The organism is Streptomyces gobitricini, from assembly GCF_039532985.1.
Lineage (GTDB): Bacteria > Actinomycetota > Actinomycetes > Streptomycetales > Streptomycetaceae > Streptomyces > Streptomyces gobitricini.
Genome location: NZ_BAAASR010000018.1, coordinates 264,387 through 282,369 on the forward strand (window position 1 = coordinate 264,387; position 17,983 = coordinate 282,369).

General features: G+C 73.5%; 14 protein-coding genes and 1 pseudogene. 7 read left to right on the forward strand and 8 right to left on the reverse strand.

Annotated features, from left to right (window positions below):
- Positions 1-30 precede the first annotated feature (30 nt).
- The 7 genes from ABD347_RS16610 to ABD347_RS16640 all read right to left on the reverse strand — a co-directional run bounded on the left by ABD347_RS16610 (position 31) and on the right by ABD347_RS16640 (position 8,954).
- Positions 31-432: an ATP-binding protein gene (locus tag ABD347_RS16610; RefSeq protein WP_344361809.1), complete on the reverse strand. Its 402-nt coding sequence runs from the start codon at positions 430-432 to the stop codon at positions 31-33.
- 495 nt (positions 433-927) lie between these two features.
- A complete protein-coding gene (locus ABD347_RS16615; RefSeq protein WP_344361810.1) occupies positions 928-1,992 on the reverse strand; it encodes an RICIN domain-containing protein in 1,065 nt (354 codons plus the stop codon).
- Positions 1,993-2,235: 243 nt separating this feature from the next.
- Complete coding sequence (locus tag ABD347_RS16620; protein ID WP_344361812.1) at positions 2,236-3,057, reverse strand: DUF2637 domain-containing protein; 822 nt, start codon at positions 3,055-3,057, stop codon at positions 2,236-2,238.
- An 853-nt stretch (positions 3,058-3,910) separates the two neighbouring features.
- Positions 3,911-5,356, reverse strand: a complete 1,446-nt coding sequence (locus tag ABD347_RS16625; RefSeq protein WP_344361814.1) for a glyceraldehyde-3-phosphate dehydrogenase — start codon at positions 5,354-5,356, stop codon at positions 3,911-3,913.
- Between the two features lie 707 nt (positions 5,357-6,063).
- Positions 6,064-7,785: an acyl-CoA dehydrogenase family protein gene (locus ABD347_RS16630; protein WP_344361816.1), complete on the reverse strand. Its 1,722-nt coding sequence runs from the start codon at positions 7,783-7,785 to the stop codon at positions 6,064-6,066.
- A 68-nt stretch (positions 7,786-7,853) separates the two neighbouring features.
- Positions 7,854-8,420, reverse strand: coding sequence for a PadR family transcriptional regulator (locus ABD347_RS16635; protein ID WP_344361819.1), 567 nt, complete (start codon positions 8,418-8,420; stop codon positions 7,854-7,856).
- A 114-nt stretch (positions 8,421-8,534) separates the two neighbouring features.
- Entirely contained in the window at positions 8,535-8,954 is a 420-nt protein-coding gene (locus tag ABD347_RS16640) for a PPOX class F420-dependent oxidoreductase (protein WP_344361821.1), read from the reverse strand.
- A gap of 174 nt (positions 8,955-9,128) precedes the next feature.
- Here ABD347_RS16640 and ABD347_RS16645 point away from each other — a divergent pair, with 174 nt between their 5' ends.
- A complete protein-coding gene (locus tag ABD347_RS16645) occupies positions 9,129-10,838 on the forward strand; it encodes an alkaline phosphatase family protein (RefSeq protein WP_425575685.1) in 1,710 nt (569 codons plus the stop codon).
- Between the two features lie 66 nt (positions 10,839-10,904).
- Positions 10,905-12,086 carry a hypothetical protein gene (locus ABD347_RS16650; RefSeq protein ID WP_344361825.1) on the forward strand — a complete coding sequence of 394 codons (1,182 nt, stop codon included), beginning with the start codon at positions 10,905-10,907 and terminating at the stop codon, positions 12,084-12,086.
- Positions 12,087-12,166: 80 nt separating this feature from the next.
- Here ABD347_RS16650 and ABD347_RS16655 read toward each other — a convergent pair whose 3' ends face one another.
- A complete protein-coding gene (locus ABD347_RS16655) occupies positions 12,167-12,871 on the reverse strand; it encodes a CDP-alcohol phosphatidyltransferase family protein (RefSeq protein ID WP_344361826.1) in 705 nt (234 codons plus the stop codon).
- Between the two features lie 366 nt (positions 12,872-13,237).
- Between ABD347_RS16655 and ABD347_RS16660 the strand changes: the two genes are divergently transcribed.
- From ABD347_RS16660 to ABD347_RS16680, 5 genes and pseudogenes are all read left to right on the forward strand, one after another.
- Positions 13,238-14,218, forward strand: a complete 981-nt coding sequence (locus tag ABD347_RS16660; RefSeq protein ID WP_344361829.1) for a zinc-dependent alcohol dehydrogenase — start codon at positions 13,238-13,240, stop codon at positions 14,216-14,218.
- A gap of 149 nt (positions 14,219-14,367) precedes the next feature.
- Positions 14,368-14,766: a 6-pyruvoyl trahydropterin synthase family protein gene (locus ABD347_RS16665; RefSeq protein WP_344361831.1), complete on the forward strand. Its 399-nt coding sequence runs from the start codon at positions 14,368-14,370 to the stop codon at positions 14,764-14,766.
- A 47-nt stretch (positions 14,767-14,813) separates the two neighbouring features.
- On the forward strand, positions 14,814-15,932 hold the full coding sequence (locus ABD347_RS16670; protein WP_344362383.1) for a glycosyltransferase family 4 protein: 1,119 nt from the start codon (positions 14,814-14,816) through the stop codon (positions 15,930-15,932).
- A complete protein-coding gene (locus ABD347_RS16675) occupies positions 15,929-16,798 on the forward strand; it encodes a methyltransferase domain-containing protein (protein WP_344361833.1) in 870 nt (289 codons plus the stop codon). The genes ABD347_RS16670 and ABD347_RS16675 overlap by 4 nt, the downstream gene beginning before the upstream one ends.
- 335 nt (positions 16,799-17,133) lie before the next feature.
- A pseudogene (locus ABD347_RS16680) lies at positions 17,134-17,964 on the forward strand (lysylphosphatidylglycerol synthase transmembrane domain-containing protein); the annotation flags it as partial.
- Between the last annotated feature and the right edge of the window lie 19 nt (positions 17,965-17,983).

Below are 17,983 nucleotides of genomic sequence, written 5' to 3' on the forward strand. Positions count from 1 at the left end.
TCCGCCAGCCGACCACCTGCGCGGTCGGCATCAGTCCACCGCGAGGCAGGCTCGCACACATTTCCCCGAGGGGGTCGGCTCCACGTGCACGCTCCGGCACAGCGCGAGGACGATCTCGAGCCCGTGCTGTCCCACCCTTCCGGGGTCCGGCGCGTGGGCCACCGGGGCCGCCCCGTCCGCGTCCGACACGGCTATCTCCAACGCCCCGGCCGTGAGGTGGAGGTCGATCCGGCAGGGGCCCGCGGCGTGCCTGACGACGTTGGTGACCAGCTCGCTGACCACCAGCCGGGCGTCCTCCACGGTTCTCGTACGTATGCCCCTGCCCTGCCGCGCCCCTGCCAGCAGGAAGGCGGTGGTGAAGTCCCTCGCCGACCCGATGGCGTCCTGGAGGTCGGTGTACGTCTTCGAGACGGAACGCCCGGGAGCCGCCAAGGGCGGACCGTGCCGTCCGGCGCTCCGGCCGGCCGGCCGGTCCGGTCTCTCGGCCTCGAGGGAGGCCGTGCCGTCACTCATCCAAGGTCCCCCTCCATACGCTCCGGCCTTCTTCCCGCTGCTTTTCCCCCGTATCAATATCCCGAATCCGAGCGTCGACACCGGCACGCGGGGGGGGCACCGGCCCCGCGCCCGGGCTCGCCGGACGCGCCCCCTCCTCGCGCCCGGACGCCGACGTACCTCTCCTCCAGGACTCGCGGTCGGAGTGGGCGCCGGACCCGGCCCTTGAACGTCCCGACCCCCGCGACGGGTGCGCCGCGGGGGTCGGGGCCTGCCGGCCGGCACCGCGCGGCGCACCGGCGCCGGGGGCCGTCACGTGCGGCGGGTACGGGTGTGGATCACCCCGGTCCGGGCGGGCACGTCGACCACGGCCGCCCGGACCGGGTCAGCCGAGAGGCCGGGCGGAGCGACCGTCCGGACCCGCCGCCGTCCGGTTCAGTCGTGGCAGGAGGTGAACTCGGGTCCGGTCCGGGCCAGATAGATGCTGGACTGGCCCTGGTCGTCGCTCTTGAGGGGGACGGTGACGGTGTCCGTCACCGTCCAGGGGAACCCGTTGGCGTCGAAGGTCCACTTACCGGTCACCTTGGTCGCCAGCTCGGAGAGCGCCACCCATCCGTAGTGACGCGACGGTACGGTGATCATCAGGCTGTTGCCGAGGTCCTGACGCAGGTCGTAGCTGACCTGGCCGGTGATGGTGAGGCTGACACTGGTCTGCACGGGGCTCGGCCCTCCCGAGCCGATGCCCGAGGTGAAGGACACGCCCATCTGGCTCGACCAGCCGGTGGAGGTGTGCAGTGAGAACGTCCACGGCACGGGTGACTCGGTGCCGTTGTACCAGACGGGCGAGACGCACTGCTTGGGCAGCGGCTCGGCGGGCGCCTGGGTGCCCTTGGTCCAGGAACACGTCGCCGCGTCCTTCTGGCAGCGTTTCGACGCGTAGTCCACAGCGGCCCCGAAGGCCGCGCTCGTCGCCGTCGACGGGATCCTCCACTGCTGCGCCTTGGAGCCGTTGCAGGCGTGCGTCTGGGTCCAGGCGTCGTTGTTCTGGGAGGCGAGGAGGACGTCGACACACTTGTTGTCACCGGCGTTGCGGAGCATGAACGCGTCGGTGACGCCGGGCACGGGCTGGAAGTACCAGCGCTGGCCCGAGGCTCCGGAGCAGGACTGCTGCCGGAGCGGGAACCCGGCCGCCACGCACTTTCCGGTGCCGTCGTTGACGAGGGTGAACGAGCCGTCGGCCTGCGTGGCCGCCGTCCACTTCTGGTGGTACCCGGGGGCGGAGTTGGTGACCAGGAAGACACCGTCCCCGGTGTTTCCGTTCTGCACGTCGAGGTTCCGGCCGCTGTTGACGGACGTGAACGTCAGGCCGCTCAGGGCGGTGGCCCCGCTGTCGTCGGCCCGTGCCGTCCCTGTCTGGGCCGTCAGACCCAGAAGGACGCAGAGCGCGCCCATGAGGGCGGCGAAAGTGCTGGATAAACCGCTGTTCCTGGACGATTCCATGCCGGAACAACCCCCTTGTCCGATCGAGTGTGACGATCTGGTCGCGATCAGCAAGGACACTATCGCCGCCCGTGGCACACACGAGCCGTGCTTCCCGGCCGTTTCGGCGGGCTGATTCCGTGCGGTACGCGCCGGCGCGGCGTCGCGCGCCCGCACCGGCCCCGGCGGACCTGCCGGGCTCGCTCCAGCCCGTCGCACGACTGCCCTCGCACGGGGCGGTGACGGGTCACCGGGCAGACGTGTTCAGCCGGGTGGACCGGGGCGGAGCGGACCGGGGCGGGGCGGGCCGGTCACGTTGCGGTGGCGGGGCGCGGCCTGCCGGGGCGGCCGGGTCAGGGTGATCTGTCGTACGAGCTGCTGGAAGCAGGCCAGCGCGGCCACGGCCGGCAGGGCGGCGGCCGTCGCGTCGAGCGGGGTCCTCGGCGCCTGGGCGACGCACAGCACCATCGCGATCGTCGAGAACAGCAGGACGGCGGACCATGAGTGGGTGGCGCGCCGCCGGTGGAAAGCCGCTCTGAGGATGGACAGGGACGCGACCAGCCAGGGACCGTAGACCAGGAGGGGCCACCATCGGACCACGCCGTCGGAGGCACCGGGCCGGGTGGCGTTGCGCAGCAGGGGTTCGTAGGCGACCATGCCGCCGTAGACGCTGACCATGGAGACGATGACGGCGGTGAGCGCCGCGATGAGGATGCTGCCGGTGCGCAGCAGGGTGATGACGTGCTTCTTGGGCGGCACGCGACGGTGGCTCGCCAAGGGGTGGCGCACCGGCGGGAGTTCGGCGGTGATCTGCTGAAGGCCCGCCATGGGGCGCTCGTCACCGTAGGGCTCCGGGACGTCGGCGCGGACGGTGGCGGGCGGGCTGTCCCACCGCCGGGACGGGTCGGACTCGCCCAGGAGGGCGGCGAGCTCCTCGTCCCAGGAGGGGTCCAGGGCGTCGAACGCGGGCGGCGACTGCAGGCCGGCCGGATCGCCCTCGTGGTCGTGGACCGGCAGCCGGTCGGCCGGAGAGCTCGGTCGCCCCTGGTCCTGGGACTGGCTGAATCGGCTGGGCGTCTCATACATCACTGGCCCGTTCGCTGTTCTCACCACGGCGGGCCGTGGACGGTTCGGCGGCGTGGAACTCGGCCTGAATCCTGCTCATTGTGATCAAGAAATCCTCCAGGGCCGATGACGAATAGTGCAGGTCGACGCACTCCGCCCCGTTACGCAGAGTCGCCCCTTTACCCACGGTCGACGCGGCGAAGCCCGGCGTGAATGTCCACTTGCCTGCCCGGGTGGCCCCGGCGCGGTTGTACCGACCGCCTCCGGCCGGGTTCCGGGGGAACGAGATACTCGCCTGTGCTGTGGTCATATTCCCCCTAACGCCACAGATCTTGATCCAGGTGCGCGTCATCAGGGTGACAGCACTGCGACATTCGGGTGCCTCGCGGGCGGCTTATCGCTCATATGGCGTGTGTAAGACAGCGCAGTAACTCTTTCACCGCTCGTCGACCCGCCGCAAGATCGACTCTATTCGCCGGATTCCACATTATCCGCACGGAAATTCACCCGATGAACTCCGGGCCCGAATGAGAAAGTGATATTCGGCCGCGCAACCGCCGCCGCATGGGCCGCAGCCGGTGAACGGCCAGCGCCGGTAGGGGGCGAGTGGGGGGCGGGGGCGCGGGGTGCGGGTGCTGCGGAGGAGGGTCGCCGGGCAGCGGTCGGTGGACGTCGTGCGGACCGCGGCGCTCGGCTGCCCGCGCCGTTCGACCGGCAGCCGCGCCGCCTCCCGGCCGGGCGCCCGACGACCACGGCGGTCCGAGCGGTCCGCTCCCACGGCAGCCGAAAGCCCCGGTCCGCGATCCGGACCGGGGCCTTGGCCGAGCACGCGGCGGGCCGGCGGCGGGCGAGGCCCACCGCGGCCGCGGCCGGATCAGACGGCGGGCGCCGGGTAGGTCGGGTACTCCACCCCGGAGACGTGCTGGACGACGCGGATGACCTGGCAGGAGTAGCCGAACTCGTTGTCGTACCAGAGGTAGAGGATGGCGTTGTCGCCGTCGACCTTGGTGGCGCCGGCATCCACGATCGAGGCGTGGCGGGAGCCGATGAAGTCGCTCGACACCGCGTCGGGCGCGGTGGTGAAGTCGATCTGGCGCTTCAGCGGCGACGTCAGCGAGACGTTGCGGAGGTAGTCGAGGACTTCCTCGCGGGTGGTCTCGCGACCCAGCCGCAGGCTGAGGATCGCGATCGAGACGTCCGGTACCGGGACGCGGATCGAACTGCCGGTGATCGGCGCCTTGAGCTCCGGCAGTGCCTTGGCGACGGCGGAGGCGGCACCGGTCTCGGTGATGACCATGTTGAGCGGCGCGGAACGGCCGCGACGGTCGGCCTTGTGGTAATTGTCCAGCAGGTTCTGGTCGTTGGTGAACGAGTGGACGGTCTCCACGTGGCCGCGCAGGACGCCGTACTCGTCCGCCATGGCCTTCAGCGGCGGGACGATCGCGTTGGTGGTGCAGGAGGCGCAGGACAGGACCTGGTCGTCGGGCTTGATCGTGTCGTGGTTGACGCCGTGGACGATGTTCGGGACGTCGCCCTTGCCCGGCGCGGTCAGGACGACCTTGTCGATGCCGGGGCGAAGGTGCTGCGACAGCCCTTCCCGGTCACGCCACTTGCCGGTGTTGTCGATGAGGATGGCGTTGTTGATGCCGTACGCCGTGTAGTCGATCTCCGACGGGTCGCCCGCGTAGATCACCTTGATCTCGTTGCCGTTGGCGATGATCGTGCTGTTCGCCTCGTCGACGGTGATCGTGCCCTGGAACTGGCCGTGGATGGAGTCGCGGCGCAGCAGCGAGGCGCGCTTGACGATGTCCTGGGCGCCGCCCCGGCGGACGACGATGGCCCGCAGGCGCAGGCCGTTGCCGGAACCGGCCTTCTCGATGAGGAGGCGGGCGACGAGGCGGCCGATGCGGCCGAAGCCGTACAGGACGACGTCGCGCGGCTCGCGGCGCTCGATCTTGTTGGCGCCCGTGGCGCCGGCGACGGCCTCGGCGGTGAACTCCTGCACCGTCAGACCGCGGTCGTCGGTCTTGTAGGTGGCGGCGAGCATGCCGATGTCGATCTGGGACGGGCCGAGGTCGAGGGTGGCGAGAGCCTCGAGGAACGGCATCGTCTCGGTGACCGAGAGTTCCTCACCGGCTATCTGCCGGGCGAATCGGTGGATCTTGAGGATGCTGACCACCGACTTGTTCACCAAGGAGCGGCTGTGGAGGAGGACGGTGACGTCCCTCTCCCGGTGCAGCTTCCCGATGATCGGGATCATCGACTCCGCGATCTCCTCGCGGTTCTTCCAGTTGGTGAACGAGTCGTCGTTGACAGTCACAGGTTTATCTTTCGAGCTAGGCGGCGCTCATATGCTAACCCCATGCTGTTTTGATCTCCCACCGGGTGCCGCCACGAGCCGGCAAAGGGGCGAAGGACGGTGGAATCGCCACCTTTTGCCCCCTGCGCCAGGGCGGGATCAGGGGGGCGGACACCCGCCGGAGGGACCAGCGCGTCCGGTCGGGGATCCCGGGGACGTCCGTCTCTCCGAGGCGGCGGGGCCCGCCCGGTCGCGGGTTCCACCGCTCGCTCCAGCACGGCTTGTTCCGGTTCACCGGCATGGCCCCGCCGGAGCCGCTCGCGGCGTGCGGGCGAACGAGCCGCCGGACGAGCGGTACACGGCGGCGCGGCAACTCGACGGCGCGGCGGGAGTGCCGGGCGGCGGCCCGACCGGCCCGAGCGGCGCGGTGGGAGTACCGGGCGGCGGCCCTGAGGGCTCCGCACGGACGAGCCGGTTCCCGCGCGCCCGCCGGCGGCGGCCGCGACCGGGCCAGGCGGCTGCCGCCGAGGGCAGAGGCGCCGGGCACGGAGGCGCCGGGGGCAGAGGCACCGCGCGCGGAGGCGCCGGGCACGGAGGCGCCGGGGGCAGAGGCACGGGGCGCGGAGGCGCCGGGGGGCAGCGGCCCGGAGGTCCGCCTCTGCCCCCTCGGGCCGGCGGGAGTGGCTGACCACGCGAACCCACCGGCCCGTGCCCGAGCGCCGGGTGGGTTACGGCGCCATCTCGTACGCGCCGGACAGCGCCTCGACGCGCTCCCAGACCCGGGCCGAGCGGTCCTCGTCGACGACCGGGCGGCGCACCGCTCCGAGCGCCCAGAGCTGCTGCTGCTCGGTGGCCGAGTCCTTGCCGTGCAGTTCGACGGCGTGGGAGGAGAAGTCGCGTACCAGGACGGCGAACAGCTCGTCCAGGACGTCCTGGTCGAGGCCCGTCAGGCGTGCCTGCTCCAGGATCAGCTGGCCGTGGACGACGAGGGCGAACAGCTGGCCCACGGCGAGGAGCAGGTCGAGGTCCCGGCTCTGCTTCTCGTCGGGGGCGGCGGTGGTGACGAACGCGCACAGGGCCTCGGCCTGCTCCCGGAACCGGGCGACGTTCGGCACGTGGGCGTACGCGTCGAAGGCCGGGCGCCAGTCGTGGAAGCGCACGGAGCCCAGGCCGCGCGCCGGGCCCTGACGGAAGAGGAACGCGTCGTCGGCAGCGTCGAGGCGGCTGGGGACGGGCTCGTAACCGGCCGGGTCCAGCAGGTGGTTGCGCATGAACTTCAGGATCAGCGCGAGGTTGACGTGGACCGTGCCCTCCAGCTTGGGCAGGCCCCGGATCTCGATGGCGGCCTGGGCGAAGTAGTTGTCCTTCTCGAAGCCCTTGGCCGCGATGACGTCCCACATCAGGTCGATGACCTTCTCGCCCTCCGTGGTCACCTTCATCTTCGTCATCGGGTTGAAGAGCAGGTAGCGGCGGTCGTCCGGACCGGCGGACCGGAAGTAGTCGACGGCACGGTCGCTGAACAGCTTCATGCCGACGAGGCGGACGTACGCGTCGGTCAGCTCGCGGCGCACGTGCGGGAACGCGGTGACGGGGCGGCCGTACAGGACGCGGTTGTGGGCGTGGGTGACCGCCTCGTACATCGCGTGCTCGCAGATGCCGATGGAGGCGGTGCACAGGTTGAACTTGCCGACGTTCACGGTGTTGAGGGCGGCGTCGAACGCGGCGCGACCGGTGTGCAGGACGTCCTCGGCCGACACGGGGTAGTCCTCCAGCCGGAACTCGCTGACGTACTTGGAGGAGTCGACGACGTTCTTCACCAGGTGGTACGCCGGGTGGCGGCTGTCGGCGGCGAAGAAGACGTAACCGTCGGGACCCTCGACGTCGGTGCGGCGGCCGAAGACCGAGACGAGCCCGGCGGCGTTGCCGTTGCCGATGTAGTACTTGGAGCCGGTGGCCCGGAAGCCGCCCTTACCGTCGGGCTCCAGCAGCATGTCGGTGGAGTAGATGTCGGCGCCGTGGTTCTTCTCGGACAGGCCGAAGGCGAACACCTCTCCCCGGGCCAGGAGTTCGGCGGCGCGGGCGCGGGCCGCGGCGTTGTCGCTCTGCCAGACCGGGCCGAGGCCGAGGATGGTGACCTGCCAGGCGTACCAGTAGTCGAGCCCGTAGAAGCCGAAGATCTCGTTGAGGGCGGCGATGCGGGCGGTGTCCCACCGCTTGTCCTCGTGGCCCTCGGCGGCGGACGCGGGGGTGAGGAAGGTCGCGAACAGGCCCTCCTTGGCGGAGAAGGCGAGGAAGTCCGCGAGCCACGCGCGGGAGCGGTAGTCCTCGATCAGCCTGCGCTTGCCGCGCTCCTCGAACCAGTCGACGGTGGCGCGCAGCAGCCTGCGGGTCTCCGGGTCGAAGTGCGCCGGGTCGTAGGTGCGCGGGTTGAACAGCAGCGGGTCGGCCATGGTGTCCGCCTTTCCGGAGGGGCGTGAGGTGAGAGATGGGGTGGGGGTGATGAGGGGTGAGCGGCGGTTCAGCGGTCGGAGGCGAGCCCCCGGAGGGTGGCCAGTACGTCGTCGAGCCAGGCGAGTGTCATCCGCTCGTACGCGATGCCGCCGCGCAGCACGACGTGCTGGAGCTCCCGCCCCGCGTCGGGCGGCCCGGGGGCGTGCGCGGCCTGGGGCCCGGTGAAGTCGCGTACCTCGCCCGCGAGGTAGTGGTCGAGCCGCTCGTTGTGGACCTGCCGGTACCGCTCGACCTCGCGGATCAGTGCCGCCGGATCGTCGAAGGCCGCGCCGCGGATCTTCACGGCGAGGTCGTGGCGGACGCTCTCGGGCTCGATGGGCTGGTGCAGCCACTCGGAGAGCGCGGTCCGGCCGAGGGCGGCGACGGAGTACTCCTTCTTGTCCGGGCGGCCCTGCTGCGGCACCTCGCGGACATCGATCCAGCCGTCGCTCTCCATGCGCTTGAGCACGCGGTAGATCTGCTGGTGGGTCGCGGTCCAGAAGTAGCCGATGGACCGCTCGAAACGCCGGGCCAGCTCATAGCCGGAGCCCGGCCGCTCCAGCAGGGACACGAGGATCGCGTGGTCGAGCGCCATGCCCCGATCCTTCTATGCAACTCGTTGCATAGACAAGCGCCGCCGCCCGGGTGAGACGCGGCTCACCCGGGGGCAGGCCGGGTGCGCGGCGTTGCCGCCGCGGTCGGGTGCCCGTCAGCCGGGCCGGTCGGTGTCCTTCAGGGCGCCCCAGCCGTGCCAGCGGTCGATCTCGATCCAGGCGCTGAACCTGCGGCGGTCCCGCTGCGCGTACGGCTTGCCGAGGTAGTGCCGGGACAGCCGGTCGATGTCGGCCAGCCCCTCGTCCTCGCGCAGCTCCACGACGCGGCCGGTCAGGCTGAGGTGGGTGTACCAGTTGGCCTCGTCGAGCACGGTGAGCGCCACCCGGGGGTCGCGGCGCACGTGCTCGAGTCGCTTGCGGCCCTCGTCCATGTTGACCAGGACCCGGCCGTCGTCCCAGAGATACCAGGTGGCCGTGGAGATCGGCCGGCCGTCCGACCCGAGCGTGGTGATGGTGGCCGGGTTGGCCTTGCTCAGCATCGCGACTGCCTCGCCGGGCAGCGGTGGTTTCGACATGTGGCCCTTCCGTGGTGGGTCTCGGCGGGTTCGTCCTCCGTAGGGCCTTCCCCGTTTCCCGGCCGTGAACGGCACCGGCCCGTGAGCCGTACCTCCTACGGCGGCACCTGCTCATGGGCCGGGGCCGCCGTGCCGCTGGGATTCGTACGGAAGGACCTCCGGGTGCCGATCGGGATGTCTCGTCTGCTGCCGCGCTCGGCCGCCCCGCCCCCGGAGGAGGGCCGCCGGCCGGACAAGGCGGTCGCGCGGACCGCGGTGGCTCGGACCCCGGTCGCGCGGACGGCGGTGGCTCGGGCGGTTACGGGGCTCGCCGCCGTGCTGGTCGTGGGCGCCCTGCTGCTGCCCGACCGGGTGGAGCGGCTGACACCGGGCGCGTTCACGCGCATACCGGTGGAGGCGATAGGCGGGGCCGCGCTGCTGCTGGTGCTGCGGCCGGGGGCCGGGCGGGTGGTGGCGGTGCTCGCCGGGGCGGGCCTGGGGGTGGTGACGTTGCTGAACCTCCTCGACATGGGTTTCCGCTCCGTGCTCGCCAGGCCCTTCGATCCCGTACTGGACTGGATCCTGTTCGACGACGCCCAGGCGTTCCTCGGCGACTCCATGGGCCGGGCCGGCGCGGCCGGGGTGGTGGCCGGGGCCGGGGCCCTCGTCGTCGTCCTGCTCGCCTCGACGACTCTGTCGGTGGTCCGGCTGTCCCGCGTCGTGGTCCGGCACCGTGCCGTGGCGACCCCGGCGATCCTGGTCTCGGGGACCGTCTGGGTGGTCTGCGCGGCGCTCGGTGTGCAGGTGTCCGGCGCGGCGGTCGCCGCCCGCGGCACGGCCGACGTCGTGAGCGGGCGGGTGCAGCAGGTGCGTGCCGGGGTGGCGGACAGGAAGGCGTTCGCGCAGGAGGCCGCCGTCGACGCGTTCCGTGACACACCTGCCGACCGGCTGCTGACCGGGCTGCGCGGCAAGGACGTGCTCTTCGTCTTCATCGAGAGCTACGGCCGCAGCGCGATACAGGACCCGGCGTTGTCGTCGCGGATCGGCACGGTGCTCGCCGACGGGTCCCGCCGGCTGGGCGCTTCCGGGTTCTCCTCCCGGAGCGCCTTCCTCGCCTCCCCCACAACGGGCGGCGGGAGCTGGCTGGCCCACTCCACCTTCGCCTCGGGCCTGTGGATCGACAACCAGCAGCGCTACCGCGACCTCATGTCCGGCGACCGGCTCACCCTCACCAGCGCCTTCCGCCGGACGGGCGCCTGGCGGACGGTCGGCATCATGCCGGGCGTCACGCGTGCCTGGCCGGAGGGGCGGTTCTACGGCCTGGACGACGTCTACGACTCCAGGAACCTCGGGTACCACGGACCCAAGTTCAGCTGGACGCCCGTTCCCGACCAGTTCAGCCTGGCGGCCTTCGAGCGGCTGGAGCACGGCAGGCCGGGCCGCGGCCCCCTGATGGCGGAGATCATCCTGACCAGCAGTCACCACCCCTGGGCACCCGTGCCCACCATGCTGCCCTGGGACGGACTCGGGGACGGCTCCGTCTACGAGGCCGTCAAGAAGAGCGGCAAGGACCCCGAGGAGGTCTGGGAGGACCCCGCCCAGGTGCGCGCCGAGTACGGCCGCGCCATCGAGTACTCGCTGAACAGCCTCTTCTCGTACGTGGAGACGTACGGCGGCGACGACACCGTGGTGGTCTTCCTCGGTGACCACCAGCCCGTCCCGACCGTCACGCGCGACCGCCTGGGCCGCGACGTGCCGGTGACGATCGTCGCCCGCGATCCCGCGGTGATGGAACGGATCTCCGGCTGGGGCTGGCAGCAGGACCCGAGACCCGGCCCCGGCGCCCCGGTCTGGCGGATGGACGCCTTCCGCGACCGCTTCCTGACCGCCTACGGCCAGCGCTGACCCGGCACGCCACGCCTGCCGGAACTGAGGTTTCCCCGGCCCTCCGGCACTGTCAGGATGCCGGTCATGAAGGAGGCGGGGGACATACGCGTCGACGCCGTACCGCTCGGCACGACGGAGGGAACCGGCACGGTCCGGGCGGCCGCCGGGGGGCGGCTGTGCGTACGGACGCGGGGCCGCGTGGAGGTCCACGACCGGGAGGCGTACCTGGCGGGCGTGCGGGAGCCGGTCGGCGCGTACGAACCGCCGCCCGGCGCGCGGGCCGAACCGGCGCCGGACGGCGGCTTCGTGGTCGCAGGGCCCTCGTACGTCCGTGCGGTGGCGGCTGACGGGACGGTCCGCTGGGAGCTCGGGCACGACACCTGGCACGGCAGCCACCGCCCGCCCCGGGCTCCCGGCGCCCCGGCGGCCAGCCCCTGCGGGCGCTTCGTCGCGGCCACCGTACCCACGCCGCTGGACACGGAGGAGGTCGCGCGACGGGCGGCCCCACCCCACGACGGTCCGCCGCGGCGGGGGTACGGGCAGGACCGTCTGCTGCTGCTGGACGCGGTGACCGGGGACGTCAGGGCCGAGCAGCCGGTCGCGGCGGTCTCGGGCTCCCTGTCACTGCGGTGGCAGGAGGACGGCCGGCTGCTCGGGGCGTCGTTCTGGACGGCCTGGTACGGCTGGGCGAGCTACTGGATGGAACCGTCGGAGCACGGACTGCGGATCGTCGGCGGCGGGCCGGACCGCCATGAACTGGCGGGGTTCGTGCCCCGCTCGTCGCGGCTGGTGACGATGTGCCGCGCCGAGCACATGAGCCTCGACGACGACCGCTACGAACTGGCCCTGCACGACACGGCCGACGCCCACCCGACGGCGGTGCTGGACCTCAACGAGCTCTCGTGGGACGCCGAGAACGACGACTTCGGGCACGCGTACCCGCTCGACGAGGCACACGTGCTGGTGACGGCCGACTGGGTCCCCCGGCACGGCCCGATGGAACGGACCCACTGGCTCCTGGCGTCCGGCTCGCTGCGGCCGCTGGGGCGGCTGCGCTACCCCCATCCGGTGATGGAGGCCGTCACCGCGTTGGGCGACGGCACCTGGCTCACCCGTGACGGCGACCGGCTCCACCACTGGGGGCTCGCAGGACCGGCCGGCCCGCGCGAAGGGGCGCCCCGGCCCGGCGCGCCAGACGCCGACGCCGACGGGGGCCCCTCACCGGCCCGGAGGGCGGCATCCGGGCCCGGACCTTCACCGGAGTGACGGCAACGCCCGGCCGGGCCCCCGACGCGGTCGGTGGCGAACCCCCGGCACCGCACGCGTCCCGGCGCACGCCGCACCCCTCACGCCCGCGACGCCCTGGTATCCCGGACCGGCGTCCGGCGCCGCCCCTCCCCCTTCGGCGGGCGGACGCGCCACAGCCGTCGGACGTCCCTGGCGAACGACCACACGAGCAGCGCCAGCGCCGCCGCCACCGCCGCGTACGCCGGTAGAGGCGGGAGGGCTCCGGCGCCGGCCACCAGGAGGACGACGCCCTGCACGGCGGCCACCGCCTTACGGGCCGTGCTCGGCGGCAGCGGCCCGCCGAGCCACGGCCGGGCACGGGCCGCGGCGACGAAGACGTACCGCATGGCACCGATCGCCAGCACCCACACGCCCATCGACAGGGCCACCTGGACACTGAGGACCAGGATGAGGAAGGCGTCGACCTCCATGTCGAAACGGGCCCCGAACGGCGACGACGTCCCGGTACGGCGGGCCACCCGGCCGTCGACCGCGTCCAGGACCAGGGCCACCGTGGTGAGCGCGGCCAGGGCCACCACCGGCGTCCGGCCCGTGAACAGGTCCGCGACCAGGGCCGTCACGCCTCCGACGAGCGTCGTGCGGGCCAGGGTGACGGCATTGGCGGGGCCGAAGGGCACGGTCCCCGGCCAGGCCCGGAACAGGGCGCGGGTGAGCACCCCCCAGGTGGCGACCGTGAACACCAGGCCCGTCAGCCATCCGGCGGTCCCCAGCCCCGTCACCGTGGCGAGCAGGAGCAGCAGCACGACCTGAGCGGCCGCGCCGAGGGCGGGCTCGAGGCGCGGCGGGCGGGCGTCCCCAGGCGCGTCCCCAGGCGCGTCCGTGAACGGGCCCGGAAGCCGGCCCGGAGGCGCGCCCGGAAGCGCGTCCGTCAGCGGGCCCGGACCCGGATGCACGGCGCGACGTACGCCGGGATGTACGTCGGGACGTACGCCCGGATGCACGCCTGGTTGCACGTCGGGATGTGCGTCGGGATGTGCGTCGGTCATGTCGCTCACGGACAAGGGGACACCCTCCGGACCTGTGACAGAGTCAGTGGCCGCCGTCTACCGTGTGCGGCCTCGTCCCCCTCAGAACGTGCACCGACACTCCGTTGTTCAACAGGAGAACCCGTGAAGCGCACCGCGCGCGCCTTCTGGCTGCGCTCCCCCGGCCTCGGCGACATACGCGAGGTGCCCCTGCCGGAACCGGCCGCCGGCGACGTCGTCGTACGCACGCTGTTCTCCGGGGTGAGCCGTGGCACCGAGAGCCTCGTGTTCCGCGGCGGCGTGCCGGAGAGTCAGCACCGGGCGATGCGGGCGCCGTTCCAGGACGGCGAGTTCCCCGCTCCGGTCAAGTACGGGTACCTGAACGTCGGTCTGGTGGAGGAGGGACCCGGTGACCTGGTCGGCCGTACCGTCTTCTGCCTGTACCCGCACCAGACCCGGTACGTCGTCCCCGCCGGTGCCGTGACGGTGGTGCCGGACAGCGTGCCCGCCGCGCGGGCGGTGCTGGCCGGGACGGTGGAGACGGCGGTGAACGCCCTGTGGGACGCGGCGCCGCTCGTCGGCGACCGGATCGCCGTCATCGGGGCCGGGATGATCGGCTGCTCGGTCGCCGCGCTGCTCGCCCGCTACCCCGGCGTCCGCGTCCAGCTCGTCGACGCCGACCCGGCCCGCGCCTCGGTGGCCGCCGCGCTCGGCGTCGGCTTCGCGCTGCCCGGGGACGCCCTGGGCGGCTGCGACCTCGCCGTCCACGCCAGCGCCACCGAGGCCGGGCTCGTCCGCTCCCTGGAACTGCTCGCTCCGGAGGGCACGGTGCTGGAGCTGAGCTGGTACGGAGACCGGCGCGTCAGCCTGCCCCTGGGCGAGGCGTTCCACTCCGGCCGTCTCGTCGTGCGCGGCAGCCAGGTGGGCCGCGTGTCGGAGGCCCGGCGCTCCCGCCGGACGTTCGCCGACCGGCTGGCGCTCTCGCTCGACCTGCTCGCCGACCCGGTCTTCGACGCCCTGGTCACCGGCGAATGCGCCTTCGAGGAGCTGCCGTCGGTGCTGCGCGACATCGCGGCGGGTGACCTGCCGGGGCTCTGCCACCGGGTGCGGTACGAAAGGCCCTGAACGCACGGTGCCCACCGGCCGTATCAACAGCGGGGGCCGCCCGATGGGCCCCGCGGTACGGATCGCGGTGCGGACGACAGTACGGACCCATTACGGACCCAGTACGGACCGCAGCGCGCACCACAGTACGGACCGGGAGGTCACAGCCGTTGTTCAGTGTCACAGTCCGCGAGCACCTCATGATCGCCCACAGCTTCCGCGGGGAGGTGTTCGGGCCCGCGCAGCGTCTGCACGGAGCGACGTACCTCGTGGACGCCACCTTCCGCCGTGCCGGCCTGGACGCCGACAACATCGTCGTCGACATCGGCCTCGCCACGAAGGAGCTGGGAGGTGTGGTCGCCGCGTTCAACTACCGGAATCTCGACGAGGAACCGGAGTTCGCGGGCGCCAACACCTCGACGGAGTTCCTGGCGAAGGTCATCGCCGACCGCCTGGCCGACCGGATCCACGCCGGTGCGCTGGGTGAGGGCGCGCGCGGGCTGGCCGGCGTCACGGTCACCCTGCACGAGTCGCACATCGCGTGGGCGAGTTACGAGCGGGCCCTGTGAACGACCACGGCACCGCCGGGGCGACCGCGCCGGGCCGCACGGTACGCATGGTGGTGCCGGCCGGCGTCGACGACCCGGCCGCGCCGAGCGGCGGCAACGTCTACGACCGCAGGGTGTCCCGGGGCCTGCCCGGCGTCGGCTGGCGGGTCCACGAGCACGTGGTCGCGGGCGACTGGCCGCGCCCCGCCCGGGCCGCGCGCGACGAACTGGCCCGGATCCTCGCGGAGGCCGCGGACGGCACCCTGTTCCTGCTCGACGGTCTCGTCGCGTGCGCCGCGCCCGACGTCGTCGTTCCCGAGACGGACCGGCTCCGCCTGGCCGTACTGGTGCACCTGCCGCTGGGCGACGAGACGGGGCTCGCCCGGGACCGGGCCGCGCTGCTGGACGCCGCCGAGCGCCGGACGCTGCGCGCGGTGGCGGCGGTCGTCGCCACCAGCCACTGGGCGGCGTGCAGGCTCGTGGAGCACCACGGACTCGCCCCGGACCGGGTCCATGTCGCCGCGCCGGGCGTGGACATCGGGCCGCCGGCGCCGGGCAGCGCGACCGCGCCCGGCCCCTCACGGGAGTCCGCGCGGGGCACCGGCGGCGACCCGCGACTGCTGTGCGTTGCGTCGGTGACCCCGCGCAAGGGCCAGTACGAGCTGGTGGAAGCCCTCGCGACCGTCGCCGGCCTGCCGTGGAGCTGCTCCCTCGTGGGCGGGCTGGGCCAGGACCCCGGTTACGTCGAGCGGCTGCGCAGGCTCATCACGCGGCACGGCCTCGACGAGCGCGTGCACCTCGCGGGTCCCCGCAGCGGGCCGGAGCTGAACGCCAGTTACGCGGGCGCCGACCTGCTGGTGCTCGCGTCGCACGCCGAGACGTACGGAATGGTGGTGACCGAGGCGCTCGCGCGGGGCGTTCCCGTCCTGGCGACGGCCGTGGGCGGGCTCCCGGAGGCCGTCGGGCGCACGCCGGACGGCCGCGTGCCGGGCGTTCTCGTACCGCCGGACGATCCGGAGGCGCTCGCCGGGGCGCTGCGGCGCTGGCTGAGCGAGCCCGGCGAACGCCACCGCGCGAAGGTCGCCGCACGTCGGCGCCGTACCACGCTGGCCGGCTGGGAGACGACCACCCGGAGCCTGGCCAGGACTCTGGAACAGCTCCGGCAGGAAGCCCGGGAGGCCGCGTGAGCGTGACCGACAGACCCCGCTTCGCCCCCGACTGGCTGGCTCTGCGGGAACCCGCCGACGCCGCCGCCCGCGCCGTCGGGCTCCTCGACCCGCTCTTCGGCCACCTGGGGCTCCATGGGCCGCGTCAGGAGACCGTGCTCGTGGTGCGGGACCTGGGGTGCGGCAGCGGCTCCATGGGCCGCTGGCTCGCGCCCCGGTTGCGCGGGCCGCAGCACTGGGTGCTGCACGACCACGACGCCGGGCTGCTCGGCCTGGCCGCCGCGCGGATGCCGCGTACCGGCGCCGACGGCGGCCGCGTCACGGTCTCGTTTCGGCAGGGGGACATCGGCCGCCTCACCGCGGCGGAGCTGTCCGGTACCGGTCTGGTGACCGCGTCGGCGCTCCTGGACCTGCTCACGCGCGACGAGGTGGACGGGCTGGCCGCGGCCTGCGCGGGGGCCGGGTGCCCCGTGCTGCTGGCCCTGTCGGTGGCCGGGCGGGTCGAACTGACGCCGGCCGACCCGCTGGACGGCGCCATCGGCGGAGCGTTCAACGACCACCAGCGCCGCCTGGACCGCGGCCGCCGGCTGCTGGGGCCCGACGCCGTGGCGGCGGCCCGCCGGCTCTTCGCGGACCGTGGCATGGACGTCCGGGTGCACGCCAGCCCGTGGCGGCTGGGCGGCGCCGGTGACTCCGCGCTCACGGCGCAGTGGCTGCGCGGCTGGGTCGGTGCCGCCCGTGAGCAGCGCCCGGACCTCGCGCCGCGTGCCACGGCGTACCTCCGGCGCCGTCTGGAGGCCTGCGAGGCGGGCGAGTTGCGCGTGGTGGTGCACCACCACGACGTGCTGGCCCTGCCGGTCCCAGCCCCGGCCGGAGCCACCGTATGAGGGCCCCCGCGGCGCGCGGCCGGACGGCACGAAGCCTTGCGGTACGGCGCCTTGCGGTACGGCGCCTGGTGGTACGGGGCTTGACGGCACGAGGTTTGGCGGTGCGGGGCTTGGCGGTGCGGGGCTTGGCGGTGCGGAGCTCGGCGGTACGGCGCCTGGCCGCACGTGGCTTGACGGTACGAGGCCGGGCGGTGGTGCCGGGCATGGCGGTGCCGCGCCGCGCGGAGCCCCCGGCGGCACTGAGTTCGGCGGGACCCGGCTCCGGCGGGAGCCCCGCAGCGCCGGGCACAGCGGTGCGGGGCGACGTGCAGAGCGGCCGGACGGTACGGGGCCGGATGGCACCGCGCCGCGCGGAGGCCCCGGCCGCGCGGAGGCGCCTGGGGACGGTCGTGGGCGCGGTCGTTCTGGTGGCGGTGGTGTGGTGGCAGGGTGGCGGCGCCTTCGTGGACGGGGTGCGGGGCATCGACGGCCGCACCCTGGCGGCCGCTGTGGGCATCGGTGCGTGCACGACGGTGCTCAGCACGTGGCGCTGGTGCCTGGTGGCGCGCGCCGTGGGTGTCCGGCTGCCGTTCGGGCGGGCCGTCGCCGACTACTACCGCGCCCTGTTCCTCAACGCGGCGCTGCCCGGCGGTGTCCTCGGTGACGTGCACCGCGCGGTACGGCACGGCCGGAGCGCCGGCGACGTCGGCCGGGGGGTGCGCGCGGTGGTCCTCGAGCGGGTCGCCGGCCAGGTGGTCCTGGTCGTGGTCGGTGTGGTGCTGCTGGTGACGTCCTCCTCACCGGCCCTGGCGGAGGCGCGCCCGGCCGCGATCGGCGCGGTCACGCTGGCGGTCGTCGGTGGCGGGCCGGCCGCGGTGGTGGCCGTCCGGCTGTGGCGGAAGACTGCCGCCTCTCGCCGGGCCGCCGCCACCGTCCCCGTCCCCGGGGCGGGGCCCGGCCGTGTCGGCCCCGGGGTCTGCGCGGGTGTGCTGCTGTCGTCCGTGGCGGTACTGGCGGGGTTCCTCGCCATGTTCCTGCTCGCCGCCCGCGCCGCCGGATCGGCCGCGCCGGCGGGCGTGTTGCTGCCGCTGATGGTGCTGGCCCTGCTCGCCATGGCGCTGCCGCTGAACGTGGCCGGCTGGGGTCCCCGGGAGGGGGTCGCCGCCTGGGCCTTCGGCGCGGCGGGCCTGGGTGCGGCCCAGGGGC